The following is a 17,961-nucleotide window of genomic DNA, read 5'->3' as shown; positions in this document are numbered from 1 at the left end:
ATAATGTCTAACTTCGCCCAATATAACGGAATTAAGAATCGATGAGTGATTATAAAGATACCCTGAACTTACCAGAAACAGGGTTCCCAATGCGCGGCAATCTGGCAAATCGTGAACCAGAAATGCTGAAGCGTTGGTACAAAGAAGATCTTTACGGCGAAATCCGTAAGGCAAAGAAAGGTAAAAAATCTTTCGTGCTGCATGATGGCCCTCCATACGCGAACGGCGACATTCACATTGGCCACGCGCTGAATAAGATTCTTAAAGACATTATTATCAAATCTAAGACCCTTTCTGGTTTTGATGCACCGTACATCCCAGGTTGGGACTGTCACGGTCTTCCAATCGAGTTAATGGTTGAGAAGAAGAAAGGTAAGCCTGGTCAGAAGATTTCGGCTGCTGAATTCCGCGAAGAGTGTCGTAAGTACGCTGCGGGCCAAGTTGAAGGTCAGAAAGAGAGCTTCAAACGTCTTGGTATCATGGGCGAGTGGGATAAACCTTACCGCACTATGGATTTCGGCACTGAAGCGAACATCATTCGTTCTCTAGGCAAAATCGCAGACAAAGGTCACCTTCTTAAAGGTTTCAAACCCGTTCACTGGTGTACTGACTGTGGTTCTGCTTTGGCTGAAGCTGAAGTTGAATATAAAGATAAAGTTTCTCCATCTATCGATGTGAAATTTACAGCAGCTGACGAAGCGGCGCTTCTAGAGAAATTTACTCTAGCGGAAGGTCACGCGGGTCAGGGCGAAATCTCTATCGTTATCTGGACGACAACACCGTGGACTCTGCCTGCTAACCGCGCAGTATGTTTACGTGATGATCTTGAATACGTACTTATCCAAGTTGAAGCGAATGGCGAACAGCCAGCTCAACGTATCGTTGTTGCTTCTGAACTAGCAAAAGACGTAATGGATCGTACAGGTATCGAGTACTTCCATAACCTTGGTTTTGCGACTGGTGCTGATCTTGAGCTTTCTCAGTTCAACCACCCGTTCTACGATTTTACTGTTCCTGCTGTTCTTGGCGACCACGTTACAACGGATTCAGGTACTGGTGTGGTTCACACTGCGCCTGGTCATGGTCAAGAGGATTTCGTGGTTGGTAAGAAGTACGACCTAGAAATCGCTAACCCAGTAGGCTCAAACGGCGTTTACCTGCCAGATACTGAGCTATTTGCTGGTCAGCATGTATTCAAAGCGAACGATTCTGTTTTAGAAGTTTTAAAAGAGAAAGGTGCACTACTGCATCACCACGCTTACGAGCACAGCTACCCACACTGTTGGAGACATAAAACTCCAATCATCTTCCGTGCAACACCGCAGTGGTTCATCTCTATGGATCAAGCTGGCCTACGTGCAAAAGCACTAGAGTCAACGAAGAGTGTTGAATGGATGCCAGAATGGGGTCAAAGCCGTATCGAAGGTATGATCGAAGGTCGCCCTGAGTGGTGTATCTCTCGTCAACGTACTTGGGGTGTGCCAATTGCTCTGTTCGTTCATAAAGAAACATCAGAACTTCATCCAGATAGCCCAGCTCTTATTGAAAAAGTAGCGAAGCTTGTGGAAGAAAAAGGCATTCAAGCTTGGTGGGATGTAGATGCTGCTGAACTGATGGGTGCTGAAGACGCTGATAAGTACGAGAAAGTACTTGATACGCTAGACGTATGGTTCGACTCAGGTGTAACGCACTTCTCTGTTGTGGATTCTCGTGAAGAGTACAATTTCCCGAATGAAGAAAGAACGCACAGTGCTGATCTTTACCTTGAAGGTTCTGACCAACACCGTGGCTGGTTCCAGTCTTCTTTGATTTCATCTATCGCGATGAAAGACGAAGCACCATACAAGCAAGTGCTAACGCACGGTTTCGTGGTTGATGGTAACGGGCGTAAGATGTCTAAATCTATCGGTAACGTTGTTGCTCCTAAAGATGTAACGAACAAGTTAGGCGCAGATATTCTACGTCTATGGGTTGCTTCTACGGATTACACTAACGAAGTTGCGGTTTCTGACGAGATTCTTAAGCGTTCTGCTGATGCATACCGTCGTATTCGTAACACGGCTCGTTTCTTCCTAGCGAACTTGAACGGTTTCAACCCTGAAACTGACCTAGTGCCTGCTGAAGAAATGGTAGCACTTGATCGCTGGGCTGTTGGCCGTGCTCAAGCTGCACAAGAAGAGATTGTTAAAGCATACGGTGAGTACAACACTCATGGTGTAACTCAACGTCTAATGCAGTTCTGTTCTATCGAAATGGGTTCTTTCTACCTAGACGTAATTAAAGACCGTCAGTACACAGCGAAGCAGGGCAGCCATGCTCAACGTAGCTGCCAAACGGCGCTTTACTACATCGTAGAAGCTCTAGTTCGTTGGATGGCGCCTATCATGTCGTTCACTGCAGATGAAATCTGGAACGAGATGCCAGGCGAACGCGACACGTTTGTATTCACAGGCGAGTGGTTCGAAGGCCTATTTGGTCTTGCTGACGACGAAGAGCTAAGCAACGAATTCTGGACTGAAATCCAGTCAGTTCGTGGTGCAGTGAACAAGCTTCTTGAAGATGCTCGTAAAGAGAAAACAATCGGTGGTGCTCTGCAGGCTGAAGTTACTCTATACGCTGACGATGCACTAGCGGCTAAAATCAACAAGCTAGAAGATGAGCTACGTTTCGTACTTATCACTTCTGCTGCGGTTGTTAAGCCACTTAGCGATAAGTCTGATACAGCTCAAGCGACAGACGTTGAAGGTCTATACGTTGAAGTTGCAGCAACTGAAGCTGAGAAGTGTGACCGTTGCTGGCACCACACTCCAGATGTAGGCACAATTGAAGGTCACGAGAAAATTTGTGGTCGTTGTGTGTCGAACATCGACGGTGAAGGCGAAGTGCGTAAGTTCGCATAACGACTCAGAGAAAGACTGAACTTTTTGTAAAAATCATAGCCCCAGTACCAACTGGGGTTATTTTTAATTATAGGAAATGTGTTTAGCCAAGTTTGGTAATCAAGGTCACTTAAATTGAGTAACAGTGAATACCAACTTCGTAAATACTAGGAATAGAAATGAGTGAAGTTTCGTTAAAACAATCTGGTGTGCGTTGGTTATGGTTGGCCCTACTGGTCTTCCTTGCTGATATCGGTATCAAACTCTTTGTTATGGACAACATGGGTTATGGCTGGGCAAACCGTATTGAGGTGTTGCCATTCTTTAACTTTTTATACGTGCATAACTACGGTGCAGCATTTAGCTTCTTGAGTGATCAAAGTGGTTGGCAGCGCTGGTTATTTACTGGTATCGCATTTACAGTAACGGGGATGCTGACGTACTGGATGAGCAAGCTACCAGCAACAGATAAGTGGAACAACATTGCTTATGCGATCATCATTGGTGGCGCTGTTGGTAACGTGTTCGACCGTGTTGTACATGGCTTTGTCGTCGATTACTTAGACTTCTATTGGGGTACTTACCACTGGCCTGCATTTAACCTAGCGGATATGGGAATCTGTATCGGCGCCGCGATGATCATCTTAGATGGTTTCCGTAAGAAAAATGAAAGCCAATAGACTACTCAGACATTAATGAGTATCAAGCAAATCGCTTTGTAATAGATTGTCCTAAAGTCAGCCTATGACTCACAGAATAGAATAGCCCTAAGCGCTGTCGGTTGATTCCGACGGCGCTTTTTTTTATGCTGCAATTAATATGAGAGCAAAGCAAAATGCATTCTCAAATAATAAAGAAATCTAAGGAAAGTAACGTGGCAGAAATTAAAAATGATTCAGCAGTAACTCTACATTTTACGATTAAAATGAAGGATGGTTCAGTTGCCGATAGCACCGAAAATATGGGTAAGCCTGCAAAGTTCGTGATGGGTGATGGCAGCCTAAGTGAGAACTTTGAACTGTGCCTGATCGGCCTTGAAACGGGGACTGAAAAGTCTATCGAATTGAAGGCGGAAGACGCGTTTGGTATGCCAAATCCAGATCATATTCATCATATGGATCGTGCTAAGTTTGTTGGCGATTCTGAAGTCGAGGTTGGCACTATTATGGCTTTCTCTGGTCCTGATGGTATGGAAATTCCAGGTATTATCACTGAGATCGCGGGTGATTCAGTGACGGTTGATTTTAATCATCCATTAGCAGGCCAAGACGTTACGTTTGACGTTAACATCTTAGCTGTGGACTAACTGTCTTAACGGTGGAGTAGCTATCTTAGCGGTTAATCACTATCTTAACAGTAGAATAATATCGCCTTACAGGTGTGATGCAACCCAGAGCTTCACTGTCTAGGCGCTTCACTGTAGAATGCGAACCTCGCTGACAGCGAACTCTATAGAAACAACCTTAGTACCGCGGTAAATGATGAGCAATGAAATGAAAATAATGTTAGCTAACCCTCGTGGCTTTTGTGCCGGTGTCGATCGTGCGATCAGCATCGTAGAGCGCGCACTAGAAATGTATCAGCCACCGATCTATGTTCGCCATGAAGTGGTGCACAACCGCTTTGTTGTTGAGGGGCTCAAGCAGCGTGGTGCTATTTTTGTCGAAGAGTTAAGTGAAGTACCTGACGATAACATCGTGATCTTCTCGGCTCACGGTGTCTCTCAAGCGGTTCGTAAAGAAGCGAAAGAGCGCGAACTTACCGTTTTTGATGCGACTTGCCCGTTGGTGACTAAAGTTCATATGGAGGTTGCTCGAGCGAGCCGCAAACATATGGAAGTGGTATTGATTGGTCACGCTGGTCATCCTGAGGTTGAAGGCACTATGGGTCAGTACGCTAGCCAAACTGGCGGTATGTACTTGGTTGAAAGACCAGAAGATGTACAGAACTTAGTCGTGAACGACCCGAGTAACTTACATTACGTCAGCCAAACAACGCTGTCAGTTGATGAGACGGCGGATGTGATTGAAGAGTTACGTCGCGTGTTCCCTGAGATCCAAGGGCCACGTAAAGACGATATCTGCTACGCAACACAAAACCGTCAAGACGCAATTCGCGAGATGGCCGGTGATGTTGATGTCGTGATTGTTGTCGGTTCTAAGAACTCATCGAACTCTACCCGTTTAAAAGAGCTAGCTGAGAAGTTAGGCACGCCAGGTTATCTAACCGATTGTCCTGAAGACATTCAAACAGAATGGGTTGAAGGGAAAAAGAAAATTGGTGTGACAGCGGGTGCTTCAGCACCTGAAGAGCTAGTAAACCAAATCTTAGATCGTATTCGTGAGCTAGGTGCAACCGAAGTTGAAGAGATTCAAGGTCGTGAAGAGAACATGTTCTTCGAAGTACCGAAAGAGCTGCAGATTAAGCAAGTCGACTGATCTCTATTGATTCGTGACAAGATCGATTCGTAACTCTATCGATTTGCAAACACTATTGATTTGTAAACAGCAGGAAGCCAACGTTGATGCGTTGGCTTTTTTGATCGTGCTTTGGAAAAAGAGTCGAAATTTATGGGGTTACTGGAGACCGAGCTGCTCTTTTAAAGCCTTTAAGTAACGACGACTGACAGGCACTTCAAAGCCAGTCAGTGTGATGATCTCGGCTAATCCATTCTCTAACAGTTTGATCTCTTGGATCGATTTTATGTTGATCAAATACTGGCGATGACAGCGGATCAAATCGGTCTTTTCTTCTAGGATCTTCAGGGTTAACTGTGAAGTGGCGGTTTGTGATGAGCTACGAACATGCACACCGCTGATATCTGAATAGGCGCACTCGACCGTTTGGCTCGCCATGATCACAATGCGGTTGTGGCCGATACACGGGATCTGCTCTAAGTGGCAGGGAGCGATAGCAGATATATCTTGTTCTGGCGCTTTCTGGTTCTGCTTGATGACCTTATTCAGACGGCAAACACTCTTATTTAATCGACAAGGTTCAACTGGCTTGAGTAGGTAGTCAAAGGCATTGTCTTCAAATGCTTGAATCGCATATTGGTCGTAGGCGGTGACGAATACCACGTAGGGCATGGTGTCTGGATCAAGCATGCTTAACAGTTCAATTCCGGTAACCTGCGGCATTTGGATATCCAAATACACCACATCAGGCTTGAGCAGATTGATCTGTTTCAGTCCTTCGATCGCGTTACTTGCTTGGCCGATGATTTCTACTTGTCCGGTTTCAGTGAGTAGTTCAATCAGCTCTTCGCGAGCAAAAAGCTCATCATCGACAACTAATGCCTTTAACATCCTACAATCTTCATTTTGGTTCTATCCCTGCTTGTTTCACGCTTTTTTTAAAATGTCTGCTTCTAAATGTTTCAACTCGGAGTGATTCGTCTCCGAAAATACCTTTATTTCAGTATAGGTATGATAAAGCTCATTCGAGTAAATTGCTGTGGTTGAGATTCTATTTTTAGTGCTGAATCTTGTCCAAAGAAATTAGTGAGTCGTTTATCAACAATCTCCATGCCTAATCCAACGTGATCTTGGGATGGCTTCTGATAATTACCAGCATTGTCTTCAACGATTAACTTGAATCCACCCACGAAAGCCTCGCTATAGATCTTCACTTTGCCGCCTTCCAGCATGTTAGAAATCCCATGTTTGATGGCGTTTTCTACTAGCGGTTGTAGGGTAAAGCTCGGTAGTTGCGACTCGTACAGTTGTGGGGCGATATCCCATTCCACTTCTAATCGGTCGGTAAAACGCGCCTTCTCGATAGTTAGGTATGCATTGACGTGTGCCAGCTCGTCTTTGAGTTTCACTGTATTGATGTTCTGCTTCAGGTTACTTCTAAAGAAGTGAGACAGATGCTGAATAAGCTCTCGTGCTTTGTCAGGGTCACGGCGTGTAACGGCACTGATGGTGTTGAGTGCATTAAACAGGAAGTGAGGATTCACCTGTGCATGCAGCAGTTTGATTTCCGCTTGGGTGAGCAGCGTTTGCTGTTGCTGATAATTACTAAACAATATCTGGCTCGACAATAGCTGAGCAATACCTTCGCCCATCGACATATTGATGGTCGAGAACAGCTTTAGCTTTGGCTCATACAGTTTGATGGTTCCGATGACTTCGTTTCCTGCTCTTAACGGGATAATTAGCGCTGAGCCTAACTTACAATCTTGCGAAAGGGAGCATTGGTATGGATTCTCTTTGCCGTCAAGGTAGATGATGTCGTTCTGTTCCATCGAAGTGAGCGTGCTCTGCGATGAAATAGGGGTATTCGGAATATGATGTTCATCACCAATGCCGATGAATGCGAGGATTTTTTCTCGGTCAGTGATCGCCACCGCACCAACGTTGGTCTCTTCGTAAATGATCCGCACGATTTTTTGCGCATTATCCGAATTGAATCCTCCATGCAAAATACCCACTGAACGCTCGGCGATGGTTAATGCGCGGCGTGAGAAAGTTGCCGAATACTTCTCGAAGATGGTTTTCCGATCTTGGATGATGCTCATGAACAGCGCCGCACCGACCGAGTTAGCAATGATCATTGGCGCGGCAATATCAGAAACCAGAGCATAAGACTGCTCGAATGGTTTCGCGACCGCTAACAGAATTAGCATCTGAATAATCTCTGCAAACAGGGTTACCGAGAAAACCACCAATGGATTAAACAGTTGGCTGGCTTTGTTCTTTCTAACCAAGTAAACGTGCAATAGGCCGCCAATCAAGCCTTCTGCTGTTGTTGAAATCGCGCAAGCTAGATCGGTGAATCCACCCAAAGAGTAACGATGGATTCCGCCAGTAAAACCGACCGCAAAGCCAACGACAGGGCCGCCAAACAGACCACCCATTACCGCACCCATCGCGCGTGTATTGGCGATGGCGTCATTAATCTGCAGCCCAAAATAGGTGCCCATAATACAGAACAGGGAAAACAGAACGTAGCAGCTTATCTTATGACTTAAGCGTGAGGAGATGCTCAACAAAGGGAGAATCAGTGGAGTCTTGCTGAGCATGTAAGCAATCACTAAGTAGACACAGGTTTGTTGCAGCAGAGAGAGAATGAGTTCCATATTTTCACCTATTGAGACGCTGGTTAAGTGTAAAGCTCATTGCGTGGTAACGGTAGCTTTGCTTGTGTTTTCATTGGTTATATCGAGTTGCGATTGCTTGTCAGGCGGAGATACCAATATTGATGTACAAATGTATGTTGATGTACCAATGCTGAGATACAGTAAAGCCCATCACAGAGGACGGGCTTTAGTCTTAATTTCCACGAATCACTGGGTGATTACGGGAGCAAGCGAAGTGTGTTTGGCTTGTTCTTTTGTCTCTCTATGAAGACGTGTCTCTTGTTATCAAGAGTCTGAAAGAACTAGGCGGTTTTGGTGACGCCTTTTGCTTCTTTTTCTTCTTCATCAGCAAGGTCGATATCGCCTTTGCCTTTTGAAATTTTGATAACGTAAGCCGCAATTCCGAATGCACTCACCACGCCGATGATGGTTGAAAGCTGCATTGGTAGACCGAAGCCCAGCTGGCTGTTGTTCAGGATGAATGTGATACATACAGATGTCATGAACACAGCTGGAACCGTTGTTACCCAGTGCAGTTTATTGTGACGAAGTAGGTAAGCCGAAGCTGTCCATAGCATCATGACTGCTGTTGATTGGTTAGCAAAACCGAAGTAGCGCCAGATGATGCCGAAGTCTACTTGAGTCAGGATGCCACCGATAACGAACAGTGGTAAAGCCATCAGTAGGCGGTTACGCAGTGTCTTCTGTTCCATGTTGAAGTATTCAGCAAGGATAAGACGGCTTGAACGGAACGCTGTATCACCAGAAGTGATAGGTAGGATAACCACGCCAAGGAAAGCAAGGATACCGCCAAATACACCCAGTAGGCCAAATGAAGCGCTGTATACCACGTTACCAGGGCCGCCGTTTGCAATCGCGTCAGACAAAGACTCAACTGAACCGAAGAATGACAGAGCAAGCGCACACCAGATTAGAGCGATGATGCCTTCACCAATCATTGCACCGTAGAATACGAAGCGACCATTTTTCTCGTTTTCCATGCAACGCGCCATTAGTGGAGACTGAGTTGCGTGGAAGCCAGAGATAGCACCACAAGCGATGGTAATAAATAGAGCAGGCCAAAGCGGTAGATCGTTAGGGTTCATGTTGGTGAACATGTCTTTCATCTCGAAGCCACCCATGATTTGGTGCTCGTCAGATAGACCAATCGCAGTGATTAGGCCAACAGACATAAAGATAAGCAGTGCACCGAACAGTGGGTAGAAGCGACCAATGATTTTATCGACAGGGACAATTGTTGCGATGATGTAGTAAGCAAAGATGATGACAACCATGGTGCTCGTCGACATTACGAAATCAGTTTGGTCGTTCACTAGGTTAGTGATCATGCCTGCTGGAGCAGAAACGAATACCACACCAACAAGAAGCAGTAGAACAATGGCAAAGATGTTCATAAAGTGTTTTGCGCCATTGCCTAGGTAACGTCCAGTGATAGTTGGAACCGAAGCACCACCATTGCGGATAGATAACATACCTGAGAAGTAGTCGTGTACGGCACCTGCGAAGATACAACCTAGCACGATCCAAAGCATTGCTGCTGGGCCGTAAAGGGCACCCATGATAGGGCCGAAGATTGGACCTACACCTGCAATGTTAAGCAGTTGAACTAGGTAAACCTTTGGCGTCGACATTGGAACGAAGTCCACGCCGTCTTGCTTGGTGTGAGCGGGTGTTTGACGCTTTTCATTGATACCGAAAATCTTCTCGATAAAGGCACCGTAAATAAAGTAGCCACCAATGAGTGCTGCAACACAGGTAAGAAACCACATCATAATTTGTTATCCCTGAATGTATTAATTAAGTCAGGGTGTATATTAAAGGAGTGTATGAGAAGAAACTTCCGCTATCAGAGTGAGTGGTCGAATAGCTAATTAAGTGGTGTTATAACTGATTGAGCGGTTTGTTCTCTTGCTTAAGAGGGCAACAACATACAATGAGTGGACATCAGTACGTGTTCAGCGGAGAATCGCCACAAAGGCAGCGCTTCGTCAGGAAGTGGTGAAGTAACAATATAAAGGATTGAAATGAAAAAAATAATAGCACTATTCGCCGTGGCATTTAGCCTTGCAGGATGCAGCGCCAATGTTCAAGATTTAGCGGCCGAAGGCAATTGGCAAGAGATTGGCTATCGTGACGGTATCAAAGGTAACACTCAACGTTCTTACCAAGAGATGACTAAGCTTGGAACGGTAGATCAATCAAGCTACAGCAAAGGATACTATCTAGGTGTTGCTGAATACTGCAACCCAAACCATGCTTATCAAATTGGCTTATCTGGCCAGGTTTATGAAGGCGTTTGTTCAGGTACGGAAGACGCTCAACGTTTCCGTATGGAATGGCAGCGCGGCTGGGATGAGTTTTCTAACTACTACTAAGCTCAAGCTAGCGATTAGAAATTAAAAAGACCAGTGCCGTATGTGTACTGGTCTTTTTGTATGTCGTTAAAGTAGCTGTCTAAATGAGAAGCCACAAACCAAATTAAGATTACTGATTATTCTCGACTGCTTTTCTCAAGAAGCCATTTTGTTGATCAAGTTGAGCCTTGGCCAGTTCTAAATCTAGCCCTGTTAGAATCATCAAAATAGATAGCTTCACATCATAATCGGTGGTTTTAAGTGTCGAAACTGCAAGGGCTTTGTCACACTCCGTTGCTTGGATTACGATACGAGCTGCGCGGGCAACCAATTTTTCATTGGTCGCTTTTACGTCGACCATCAAGTTCTGGTAGCTCTTACCAATACGAATCATGCTGGCAGTGGTCAGCATGTTGAGCACCAATTTTTGCGCGGTACCTGATTTGAGGCGTGTGGAACCGGTTAAGGCTTCTGGGCCAACCACTGGGCTTATCGCGATTTGAGCAATCTCAGCAATCGGAGAGCCAGGGTTACAAGACAGCGCAACCGTCACCGCACCAATCTGATTGGCGTAGTTGAGTGCACCAATTACGTAAGGTGTGCGGCCACTAGCCGCGATGCCTACCACGACATCATTTTCTGAAAACTGAATTGCATTCAGATCTTCAATACCGAGAGTCAGCGAGTCTTCAGCGCCTTCTTTGGCTTTTAAAATCGCTTCGGGCCCGCCAGCGATGAGACCGATAACCATCTTGTCTGAAACGCCAAAAGTCGGTGGGCATTCTGAGGCATCTAACACACCTAGTCGACCACTGGTACCTGCACCCATATAAATCAGTCGGCCACCGTTTTGAAAGGCATGAGCGATCTTATCAACCGCTTTCGCGATCTGTGGCAGTTCCGCTTCGATCGCTAAAGGCACTTGTTTATCTTGTTGGTTAATCTTTTCAACCACTTCGAGAGAGGTGAGCAGATCAATATCCATAGTGTCAGGGTTTCTCCCCTCCGAAACGAGGTGCGAGAGTGCTGATATGAGAGCGTCGTTACTCATAATGATCCTTAAATGATAATTCTAAAATGATGGTTCTAAAATTGTTTAGACAGCACCACGAAGTCAGTATTGTTACTAAGTTAGCACGGCTAACAAGTTAATCGGCACGATATAGAACGCCTAGAGAGGCAGGTCTACTTGCGCCAGTTACTTCTGGTAAATTGCTTGGCAGTTGATGAACATGACGTTGAGCGAGCCACGCAAAGGCCATGGCTTCCATATAATCGGCATCAACGCCTTTACTGGTGGTCGACTCAACCTCCCAGCTAGGAAGCAGTTCAGACAGTCTCTTCATCAACAATGGATTTCTCGTACCACCGCCACACACATAGAGTGCAGGTTGGTCACCCAAGCGATAAATCTCCACTTCATTCGCTATCGTCAATGCGGTGTATTCACAAAGTGTGCGCTGAACATCTTCTGCTGCAAGGTCTTTAAATTCTGTTAATTGTTGCTCTAGCCACGGTAGATTAAACAGCTCTCTGCCAGTGCTTTTCGGTGGCATTTGAGATAGATAAGATTCGTTCAACAGCTGTTCGAGTAAGGCTTGATTTAGTTGGCCTTTAAGTGCGAATTGCGCATCACGGTCAAACTTCTCACCGATGTGTTTATCTACCCAAGCGTCCATCAACATATTGCCCGGGCCAGTATCATAACCAAGAGTAGGCTGATTCGGGCGCAGCACTGAAATATTCGAGATACCACCAATATTCAAAACCACAACTGAGCTGTCTTGCGGGTGAAAAATAGTGTGGTGGAAAGCCGGTACTAATGGTGCACCTTGCCCGCCAAGCGCCATGTCTTTGCGTCTGAAATCGGCGACTGTTTGAATCTGTGTTTTAGCGGCAATGATATTGGCATCACCCAACTGCATGGTAAATGGCGAATCACCCGTTGGCTGGTGGAATACCGTTTGGCCATGATTACCTATCGCAGTCACAGAGGATGCTGGTGTACCTGATTTGTCGAGAAGTTGCAGAACCGCATCAGCAAATAGATGACCAAGCTGGTGGTCTAGTTCACCAATAGCAATCAAATCCGTTTTCTGACCAATACAAACTTCAAGCAGACGCGCTTTGATATCATCAGGCATAGGAAATTCATCATGAGCGAGCAATGTGATACCAGTGTTTTCAATCGAAACTAAGGCCGTATCAACACCGTCCATACTCGTCCCCGACATCACACCGATATACAGTTCTTTATGATCCATTCCTAAGCTCTTGCCCTGCATTCTTAAAGTCTTCCACAGATTGGTTTAAAAACATTGTAAAGCAAATTTAAAGAGAATAATCTCGGGAAGTTTATGAAATTAGGTTTAATAAGGGATAAATATGGGACCGTTGTGGGTAGATGTTGCGGGCTATGAGCTAACAGCTGAAGACAGAGAAATTTTAGAGCATCCAACTGTTGGTGGTCTCATCTTATTTGCTCGAAACTACCACGATAGCAAACAGCTTTCGGCGTTAAACAAAGAGATCCGCAAGGTAGCGAAACGTCCTATTTTGATTGGCGTTGACCAAGAAGGCGGCCGAGTTCAGCGCTTTCGCGATGGCTTTTCAATTATCCCTGCCGCTCAAGAATTCGCGACTAAGAATAATGGTGAGCAGTTAGCAGAACAAGCCGGTTGGTTGATGGCGGCGGAATTGATTGCCCATGATATCGATCTGAGCTTTGCGCCGGTATTAGACAAAGGTCACGACTGTAAAGCGATTGGTAGCCGAGCGTTTGGTGAAGATATTGATACCATCGTTCGCCACAGCAGTGCTTTTATTAAAGGCATGAAATCGGTTGGAATGGCGACAACAGGGAAGCACTTCCCAGGACACGGCGGTGTAATTGCTGATTCGCACTTAGAAACGCCTTACGATCCTAGAGATGATATCTTTGAAACAGACATGGCCATTTTCAAGGCGCAAATTGAAGCCGGAATATTGGATGCGATGATGCCAGCACACGTGGTTTTCTCTCACTATGATGATCAACCAGCGAGCGGTTCACTGTATTGGCTGCAGAAAGTATTGAAGCAGCAGCTTGGATTCAAAGGCTTAGTTTTTTCTGACGACTTAACGATGGAAGGCGCGGCCATTATGGGCGGACCAGCAGACAGAGCGAAAGCAGCTTTGAATGCTGGCTGTGACATGGTGCTGATGTGTAATAAGCGAGATGCACAAATTGAGGCTCTTGATCATTTAGCGATTCAAGAGGTGCCTTTAGCCAACTCATTGCTTAAAAAGCACAGCTTTGATTTATCGACGCTTCACTCGGATAGTCGATGGAAAGAGGCCTCAGAGCAAATTAAGCGAATGTTAAACGCTGGGTGATAAATAAACACTCTATAAGTTTGAAGAAGGCGATATGAGAAATATCGCCTTTTTTGTATGTGTGAGGTGCAGTTTAAGCTGGTTTGTGTATCAGAGTGAATTAAAGAAGGTGTGTAAGTTTTAATTTACAGTAAATGTTTTTTATTGTTTACACTTGCAATCGTTTTTGTAGCTGTTATTGTGTTTTTAAAGATTATCAGCCCAAATGTAAATGTTGGGTGTAAAAATAAATATACAGGTTGAGTTATGCAGAAAAGTGAATTAAGCAATGTCAATATCATCGACGAACAGGTACTGATTACTCCTGAGGAGTTAAAAGCAAAACTGCCTTTGAGTGATAATGCTCGTCGTTTCATTCAAGAGTCTCGTCAAACTATAGCAAACATTATTCATAAGAAAGATCATCGCATGCTTGTAGTATGTGGCCCATGTTCTATCCATGATATTGAAGCTGCGAAAGAATACGCGAAACGCTTAAAAGCTTTATCTGAGCAGCTTAGCGACCAACTGTATATTGTAATGCGTGTTTACTTTGAGAAGCCTCGTACTACTGTTGGTTGGAAAGGCTTGATCAATGACCCACATCTAGATGGTACGTTCGATATTGAGCATGGTCTGCATGTTGGTCGTGAGTTACTTGTTGAACTCGCTGAGATGGAAATCCCACTAGCGACAGAAGCGCTAGATCCAATCAGCCCGCAATACCTAGCAGATACATTCAGCTGGGCAGCAATCGGCGCTCGTACGACTGAGTCACAAACTCACCGTGAGATGGCAAGTGGCCTTTCAATGCCAATCGGTTTCAAAAACGGTACCGATGGCAACCTAGGTACTGCAATCAATGCGATGCAGGCAGCTTCTTCTAGCCACCGCTTCATGGGTATCAGCCGCGAAGGTCAAGTTGCATTACTTACGACTCAAGGCAACCCGAATGGTCACGTTATTTTACGTGGCGGTAAGCAAACGAACTACGATTCAGTATCAGTACACGAATGTGAACAAGAGCTTGGCAAGTCAGGCTTAGAAGCGGCGCTGATGGTCGACTGTAGTCATGCGAACTCTCGTAAAGATTTCCGTCGTCAACCGCTAGTGGCTGAAGATGTCATCCATCAGATTCGTGAAGGTAATAAGTCGATTATCGGCTTGATGATTGAGAGCCATATTAACGAAGGAAACCAATCTTCAGATATACCTCTCAATGAGATGAAATACGGTGTATCTATTACCGACGCGTGTATCAATTGGGATTCAACTGAGGCACTATTGAAACATGCACATACGGAATTAGTCCCGTTTTTAGAGAACCGCCTGAAAGGTTAGTCAGAGTTTAAATTTAAGTGCCTCATCTAATGGGGCATTTTAAGATCTGTTGCTAACGAACCTGCATCAGTGCGGGCTTTTAGATTGGCACGGGCTTATAGATGAGTAAGGAATAAAATGGCCGTTGAACTGAACGAATTACGCGACCAAATCGATGCTGTCGATAAACAAATGTTGGATTTACTGGCTCAACGACTGGCTCTAGTAGAGAAAGTCGGTGAAGTAAAAAGTGAACATGGTTTACCTATTTATGTACCGGAACGTGAAGCCGCGATGTTGGCATCTCGTCGTCAAGAAGCCGAGAAAATAGGAGTACCACCGCAGTTAATCGAAGATATTTTACGTCGTACGATGCGTGAGTCTTATGCCAGTGAAAAAGATTCTGGTTTTAAGTGCCTTAACCCAGAGTTACGTTCAGTGGTTATCGTTGGTGGTAATGGTCAGCTTGGTGGTCTGTTTGGACGTATGTTCAAGCTTTCTGGTTACGAAGTGAAAATCCTTGGCAGCCAAGATTGGGATAAAGCCGATGAGATCTTAGATAATGCTGGCCTTGTGGTTGTTACGGTTCCAATTCACCTGACAGAAGGTGTGATTGCGAAGTTGGGTAACCTACCAAGTGATTGTATTCTGTGTGATCTGACGTCGATAAAATCAAAGCCTCTACAAGCTATGTTAGACATGCATCAAGGCCCTGTGGTTGGGTTGCACCCAATGTTTGGTCCAGATGTTCCAAGCCTTGCGAAACAAGTGATTGTTTACAGTGATGGGCGTGGCTCTGAAAGCTACCAATGGTTGCTGAATCAATTTGGTATTTGGGGCGCGAGCCTTTGCCAGATGGATGCTGCGGAACACGATCACGGCATGACTCTGATTCAAGCACTACGCCACTTCACCTCTTTTGCTTACGGCTTACACCTGAGTAAAGAGAACCCGAACATTGATCAGCTTCTGAAGTTAAGCTCGCCAATCTACCGACTTGAGATTGCGATGGTTGGTCGTCTGTTTGCTCAAGACCCGAACTTGTACGGTGATATCATTCTTTCTTCAGATGAGAACATTGAGATGATTCGACGTTTCCATAGTCGTTTCGGTGAAGCATTGGAAATCTTGGATGGGAAAGATAAAGCTAAATTCGTTGATAGCTTTAATCAAGTCAGTGATTGGTTTGGCGACTACTCGCAGCAGTTCTTACAAGAGAGCCAAAGTCTTCTAAAACAAGCACATGACTCGATTCATCGTGGCTAATTACGATTTGAAATCATAAAAAAGAGCGACCTGATGGTCGCTCTTTTTTTATCTAATTCAGGACTAAAAGTATTTGGCACAGTAGGCTAAAAGCAATGAGATCATCATAGGCCAAATTAATATCCCTCAATAACCAATAACCAATAACCAATAACCAATAACCAATAACCAATAACCAATAACTAGTTAGTCGTGATAGGTTTCTTACTATCTTCACTCGATACGGTGTCTATGGTCGAGCTAATGTAAGGCACGTTAGTCAGGTTGATCTGCAAGCGAACCACATTATCAATCAGTTGAACCAATGGACCCCACTTAACCTTTTTCTCTTTCTCGAACACGTAGTTGAAGTTCTCAGGTGTCCAATCCATCAAGTATTGAGGGTTCAATGAACGACCAAGAAAGCGTACCTCATAGTGCAAGTGTGGCCCGGTTGAGTTACCTGAGTTACCACAGCTCGCAATCACATCGCCTTTACTCACAAATTGACCGCTACGTACTTTGAACTTCTGTAGGTGCGCATAAGAGCTCATGAAGCCGAATGAGTGACGCATAGTTATAAAGTTACCGAAGCCTTTCTTACTTGGGCGCACGGTTTCAATTACGCCATCTGCTGGCGCGACAATATCTTCACCACGCTTACATGTTAGGTCGATACCAGTATGAACGTGGCGTTTACCTGTTATAGGGTTAGAGCGACGACCATAAGAGGATGATATGCGTTGATAAGCCATAGGGCTGTCATTTGGAATCAAACGAAACATTGTGGCTCTGACTGCTGAATCTACTGCAGCTGCATCAATTCGGTCTTCTAAAGAGACGTCATCAGTAAGCGGCTCTTCATCGGTCAGGCCAAGCACTGATTCCACATCAAATACACGCTTACCAAGTAACTGAATAGTGCCTTCTTTCTCGGTTAATGCTTGAGACAGTGAGTGATTGGTTTCTACCTGCTCAGCGTAAAGAAAGTCGGTTTGTTCTTTTTCAACAATCAGTGTTTCAATCAATTGTTGTGCATCATCGGCTTGTAGGGCGAGTTCTTGCTTGCCCTCAAAGTGCATGTATGCAGCTCCGCCAATCAATAGAGGTACTGAAAAAATTGCGGTAGTACATAGTAGTACGGCTTTTCGACCGAAATAAAACGTCTGATCCCCTTGGGTTAAGGGGATTGTAATGGAAACTTTCTTAGACATGGTTCTGTATTAACTAAATGCTTCTAATAGAAAAAGGGGAATGGAGACGTCACTCACTACCTAAATCGGTAAGGTGTTCAATCTCTCTATAAAGCAGTTCATCGTCGCCAACGTTAAGTTCCACAAGGCGCTTAAGGTGGCTGATACTATCAATATCTAAATGCTCTATACGTAAACGCATTGAGGTATTGATGGTCGAGACTATCGTTGCTTCTAACTGAATATTGATATCACTGTTTTCGAGCTTAAAGCTGACTTGAACAGGAATGTCAGCTCTGAGTTGCTGTAATTTATCGCACTGAATGAGTAGGCCATGAAGAGATAAGTCTTGTACTGAGCCTGATACATTTACGTTCCCTTGTGATATATCAGTCGGGGTTTGATAAACAACTCGTGAAAATTGACGTCTTTCAATCATAACAAATCTCTCTATATCAATACGTAACATATAACCAGATATATCAAAGGCCGCTATTATCGCGGCCTTTGTT

15 protein-coding genes are annotated in these 17,961 nt (G+C 44.8%); 8 read left to right on the top strand and 7 right to left on the bottom strand.

Features of this window, described 5'->3' with window-relative positions; genetic code table 11:
- Positions 1–41 precede the first annotated feature (41 nt).
- The 4 genes from ileS to ispH all read left to right on the top strand — a co-directional run bounded on the left by ileS (position 42) and on the right by ispH (position 5,317).
- Positions 42–2,900: an isoleucine--tRNA ligase gene (ileS, locus tag AB6C75_RS07365; protein WP_372107489.1), complete on the top strand. Its 2,859-nt coding sequence runs from the start codon at positions 42–44 to the stop codon at positions 2,898–2,900.
- Positions 2,901–3,058: 158 nt separating this feature from the next.
- Positions 3,059–3,559 (top strand): signal peptidase II, encoded by a 501-nt coding sequence (gene lspA, locus AB6C75_RS07360; protein WP_372107488.1) that lies wholly within the window; start codon positions 3,059–3,061, stop codon positions 3,557–3,559.
- A gap of 194 nt (positions 3,560–3,753) precedes the next feature.
- Positions 3,754–4,185: an FKBP-type peptidyl-prolyl cis-trans isomerase gene (fkpB, locus tag AB6C75_RS07355; RefSeq protein ID WP_372107487.1), complete on the top strand. Its 432-nt coding sequence runs from the start codon at positions 3,754–3,756 to the stop codon at positions 4,183–4,185.
- Positions 4,186–4,360: 175 nt separating this feature from the next.
- Positions 4,361–5,317, top strand: coding sequence for a 4-hydroxy-3-methylbut-2-enyl diphosphate reductase (gene ispH, locus AB6C75_RS07350; RefSeq protein ID WP_012603278.1), 957 nt, complete (start codon positions 4,361–4,363; stop codon positions 5,315–5,317).
- 138 nt (positions 5,318–5,455) lie between these two features.
- Here the strand turns inward: ispH and btsR are convergent, their stop codons facing one another.
- From btsR to AB6C75_RS07335, 3 genes are all read right to left on the bottom strand, one after another.
- Positions 5,456–6,187: a two-component system response regulator BtsR gene (gene btsR, locus AB6C75_RS07345; RefSeq protein ID WP_065680301.1), complete on the bottom strand. Its 732-nt coding sequence runs from the start codon at positions 6,185–6,187 to the stop codon at positions 5,456–5,458.
- A gap of 104 nt (positions 6,188–6,291) precedes the next feature.
- Positions 6,292–7,962, bottom strand: coding sequence for a LytS/YhcK type 5TM receptor domain-containing protein (locus AB6C75_RS07340; RefSeq protein WP_372107486.1), 1,671 nt, complete (start codon positions 7,960–7,962; stop codon positions 6,292–6,294).
- Between the two features lie 302 nt (positions 7,963–8,264).
- A complete protein-coding gene (locus AB6C75_RS07335) occupies positions 8,265–9,755 on the bottom strand; it encodes a carbon starvation protein A (protein ID WP_017077728.1) in 1,491 nt (496 codons plus the stop codon).
- Between the two features lie 252 nt (positions 9,756–10,007).
- Here AB6C75_RS07335 and AB6C75_RS07330 point away from each other — a divergent pair, with 252 nt between their 5' ends.
- Positions 10,008–10,358, top strand: a complete 351-nt coding sequence (locus AB6C75_RS07330) for a DUF2799 domain-containing protein (protein ID WP_372107485.1) — start codon at positions 10,008–10,010, stop codon at positions 10,356–10,358.
- A gap of 109 nt (positions 10,359–10,467) precedes the next feature.
- Here AB6C75_RS07330 and murQ read toward each other — a convergent pair whose 3' ends face one another.
- Together murQ and AB6C75_RS07320 are read right to left on the bottom strand one after the other, a co-directional pair.
- Complete coding sequence (gene murQ / locus AB6C75_RS07325; RefSeq protein WP_017077730.1) at positions 10,468–11,388, bottom strand: N-acetylmuramic acid 6-phosphate etherase; 921 nt, start codon at positions 11,386–11,388, stop codon at positions 10,468–10,470.
- 97 nt (positions 11,389–11,485) lie between these two features.
- On the bottom strand, positions 11,486–12,601 hold the full coding sequence (locus tag AB6C75_RS07320) for an anhydro-N-acetylmuramic acid kinase (RefSeq protein ID WP_372107484.1): 1,116 nt from the start codon (positions 12,599–12,601) through the stop codon (positions 11,486–11,488).
- A 121-nt stretch (positions 12,602–12,722) separates the two neighbouring features.
- On the opposite strand from AB6C75_RS07320, the gene nagZ reads away from it, so the two are divergent.
- The 3 genes from nagZ to tyrA all read left to right on the top strand — a co-directional run bounded on the left by nagZ (position 12,723) and on the right by tyrA (position 16,277).
- A complete protein-coding gene (gene nagZ, locus AB6C75_RS07315) occupies positions 12,723–13,712 on the top strand; it encodes a beta-N-acetylhexosaminidase (protein WP_372107483.1) in 990 nt (329 codons plus the stop codon).
- 246 nt (positions 13,713–13,958) lie between these two features.
- Positions 13,959–15,032, top strand: a complete 1,074-nt coding sequence (locus AB6C75_RS07310) for a 3-deoxy-7-phosphoheptulonate synthase (RefSeq protein ID WP_017059354.1) — start codon at positions 13,959–13,961, stop codon at positions 15,030–15,032.
- 117 nt (positions 15,033–15,149) lie between these two features.
- Positions 15,150–16,277: a bifunctional chorismate mutase/prephenate dehydrogenase gene (tyrA, locus tag AB6C75_RS07305; protein ID WP_017098357.1), complete on the top strand. Its 1,128-nt coding sequence runs from the start codon at positions 15,150–15,152 to the stop codon at positions 16,275–16,277.
- A gap of 182 nt (positions 16,278–16,459) precedes the next feature.
- Here tyrA and AB6C75_RS07300 read toward each other — a convergent pair whose 3' ends face one another.
- Complete coding sequence (locus AB6C75_RS07300) at positions 16,460–17,470, bottom strand: M23 family metallopeptidase (RefSeq protein WP_017103007.1); 1,011 nt, start codon at positions 17,468–17,470, stop codon at positions 16,460–16,462.
- 49 nt (positions 17,471–17,519) lie between these two features.
- A complete protein-coding gene (locus tag AB6C75_RS07295) occupies positions 17,520–17,888 on the bottom strand; it encodes a PilZ domain-containing protein (RefSeq protein ID WP_269335599.1) in 369 nt (122 codons plus the stop codon).
- Between the last annotated feature and the right edge of the window lie 73 nt (positions 17,889–17,961).

Source organism: Vibrio sp. 10N.237.312.B06, from assembly GCF_041464685.1.
Lineage (GTDB): Bacteria > Pseudomonadota > Gammaproteobacteria > Enterobacterales > Vibrionaceae > Vibrio > Vibrio tasmaniensis_A.
The sequence above is the reverse complement of the archived record's forward strand: the minus strand, read 5'-3'. Positions and strand labels throughout refer to the sequence as shown.

What these genes read in the sequence shown, in the direction of transcription:
- ileS (WP_372107489.1), top strand. Translation starts at nt 42, where the DNA reads ATGAGTGATTATAAAGATACCCTGAACTTACCAGAAACAGGGTTCCCA.
- lspA (WP_372107488.1), top strand. Translation starts at nt 3,059, where the DNA reads ATGAGTGAAGTTTCGTTAAAACAATCTGGTGTGCGTTGGTTATGGTTG.
- ispH (WP_012603278.1), top strand. Translation starts at nt 4,361, where the DNA reads ATGAGCAATGAAATGAAAATAATGTTAGCTAACCCTCGTGGCTTTTGT.
- btsR (WP_065680301.1), bottom strand. Translation starts at nt 6,187, where the DNA reads ATGTTAAAGGCATTAGTTGTCGATGATGAGCTTTTTGCTCGCGAAGAG.
- AB6C75_RS07340 (WP_372107486.1), bottom strand. Translation starts at nt 7,962, where the DNA reads ATGGAACTCATTCTCTCTCTGCTGCAACAAACCTGTGTCTACTTAGTG.
- AB6C75_RS07335 (WP_017077728.1), bottom strand. Translation starts at nt 9,755, where the DNA reads ATGATGTGGTTTCTTACCTGTGTTGCAGCACTCATTGGTGGCTACTTT.
- AB6C75_RS07330 (WP_372107485.1), top strand. Translation starts at nt 10,008, where the DNA reads ATGAAAAAAATAATAGCACTATTCGCCGTGGCATTTAGCCTTGCAGGA.
- murQ (WP_017077730.1), bottom strand. Translation starts at nt 11,388, where the DNA reads ATGAGTAACGACGCTCTCATATCAGCACTCTCGCACCTCGTTTCGGAG.
- AB6C75_RS07320 (WP_372107484.1), bottom strand. Translation starts at nt 12,601, where the DNA reads ATGGATCATAAAGAACTGTATATCGGTGTGATGTCGGGGACGAGTATG.
- nagZ (WP_372107483.1), top strand. Translation starts at nt 12,723, where the DNA reads ATGGGACCGTTGTGGGTAGATGTTGCGGGCTATGAGCTAACAGCTGAA.
- AB6C75_RS07310 (WP_017059354.1), top strand. Translation starts at nt 13,959, where the DNA reads ATGCAGAAAAGTGAATTAAGCAATGTCAATATCATCGACGAACAGGTA.
- tyrA (WP_017098357.1), top strand. Translation starts at nt 15,150, where the DNA reads ATGGCCGTTGAACTGAACGAATTACGCGACCAAATCGATGCTGTCGAT.
- AB6C75_RS07300 (WP_017103007.1), bottom strand. Translation starts at nt 17,470, where the DNA reads ATGTCTAAGAAAGTTTCCATTACAATCCCCTTAACCCAAGGGGATCAG.
- AB6C75_RS07295 (WP_269335599.1), bottom strand. Translation starts at nt 17,888, where the DNA reads ATGATTGAAAGACGTCAATTTTCACGAGTTGTTTATCAAACCCCGACT.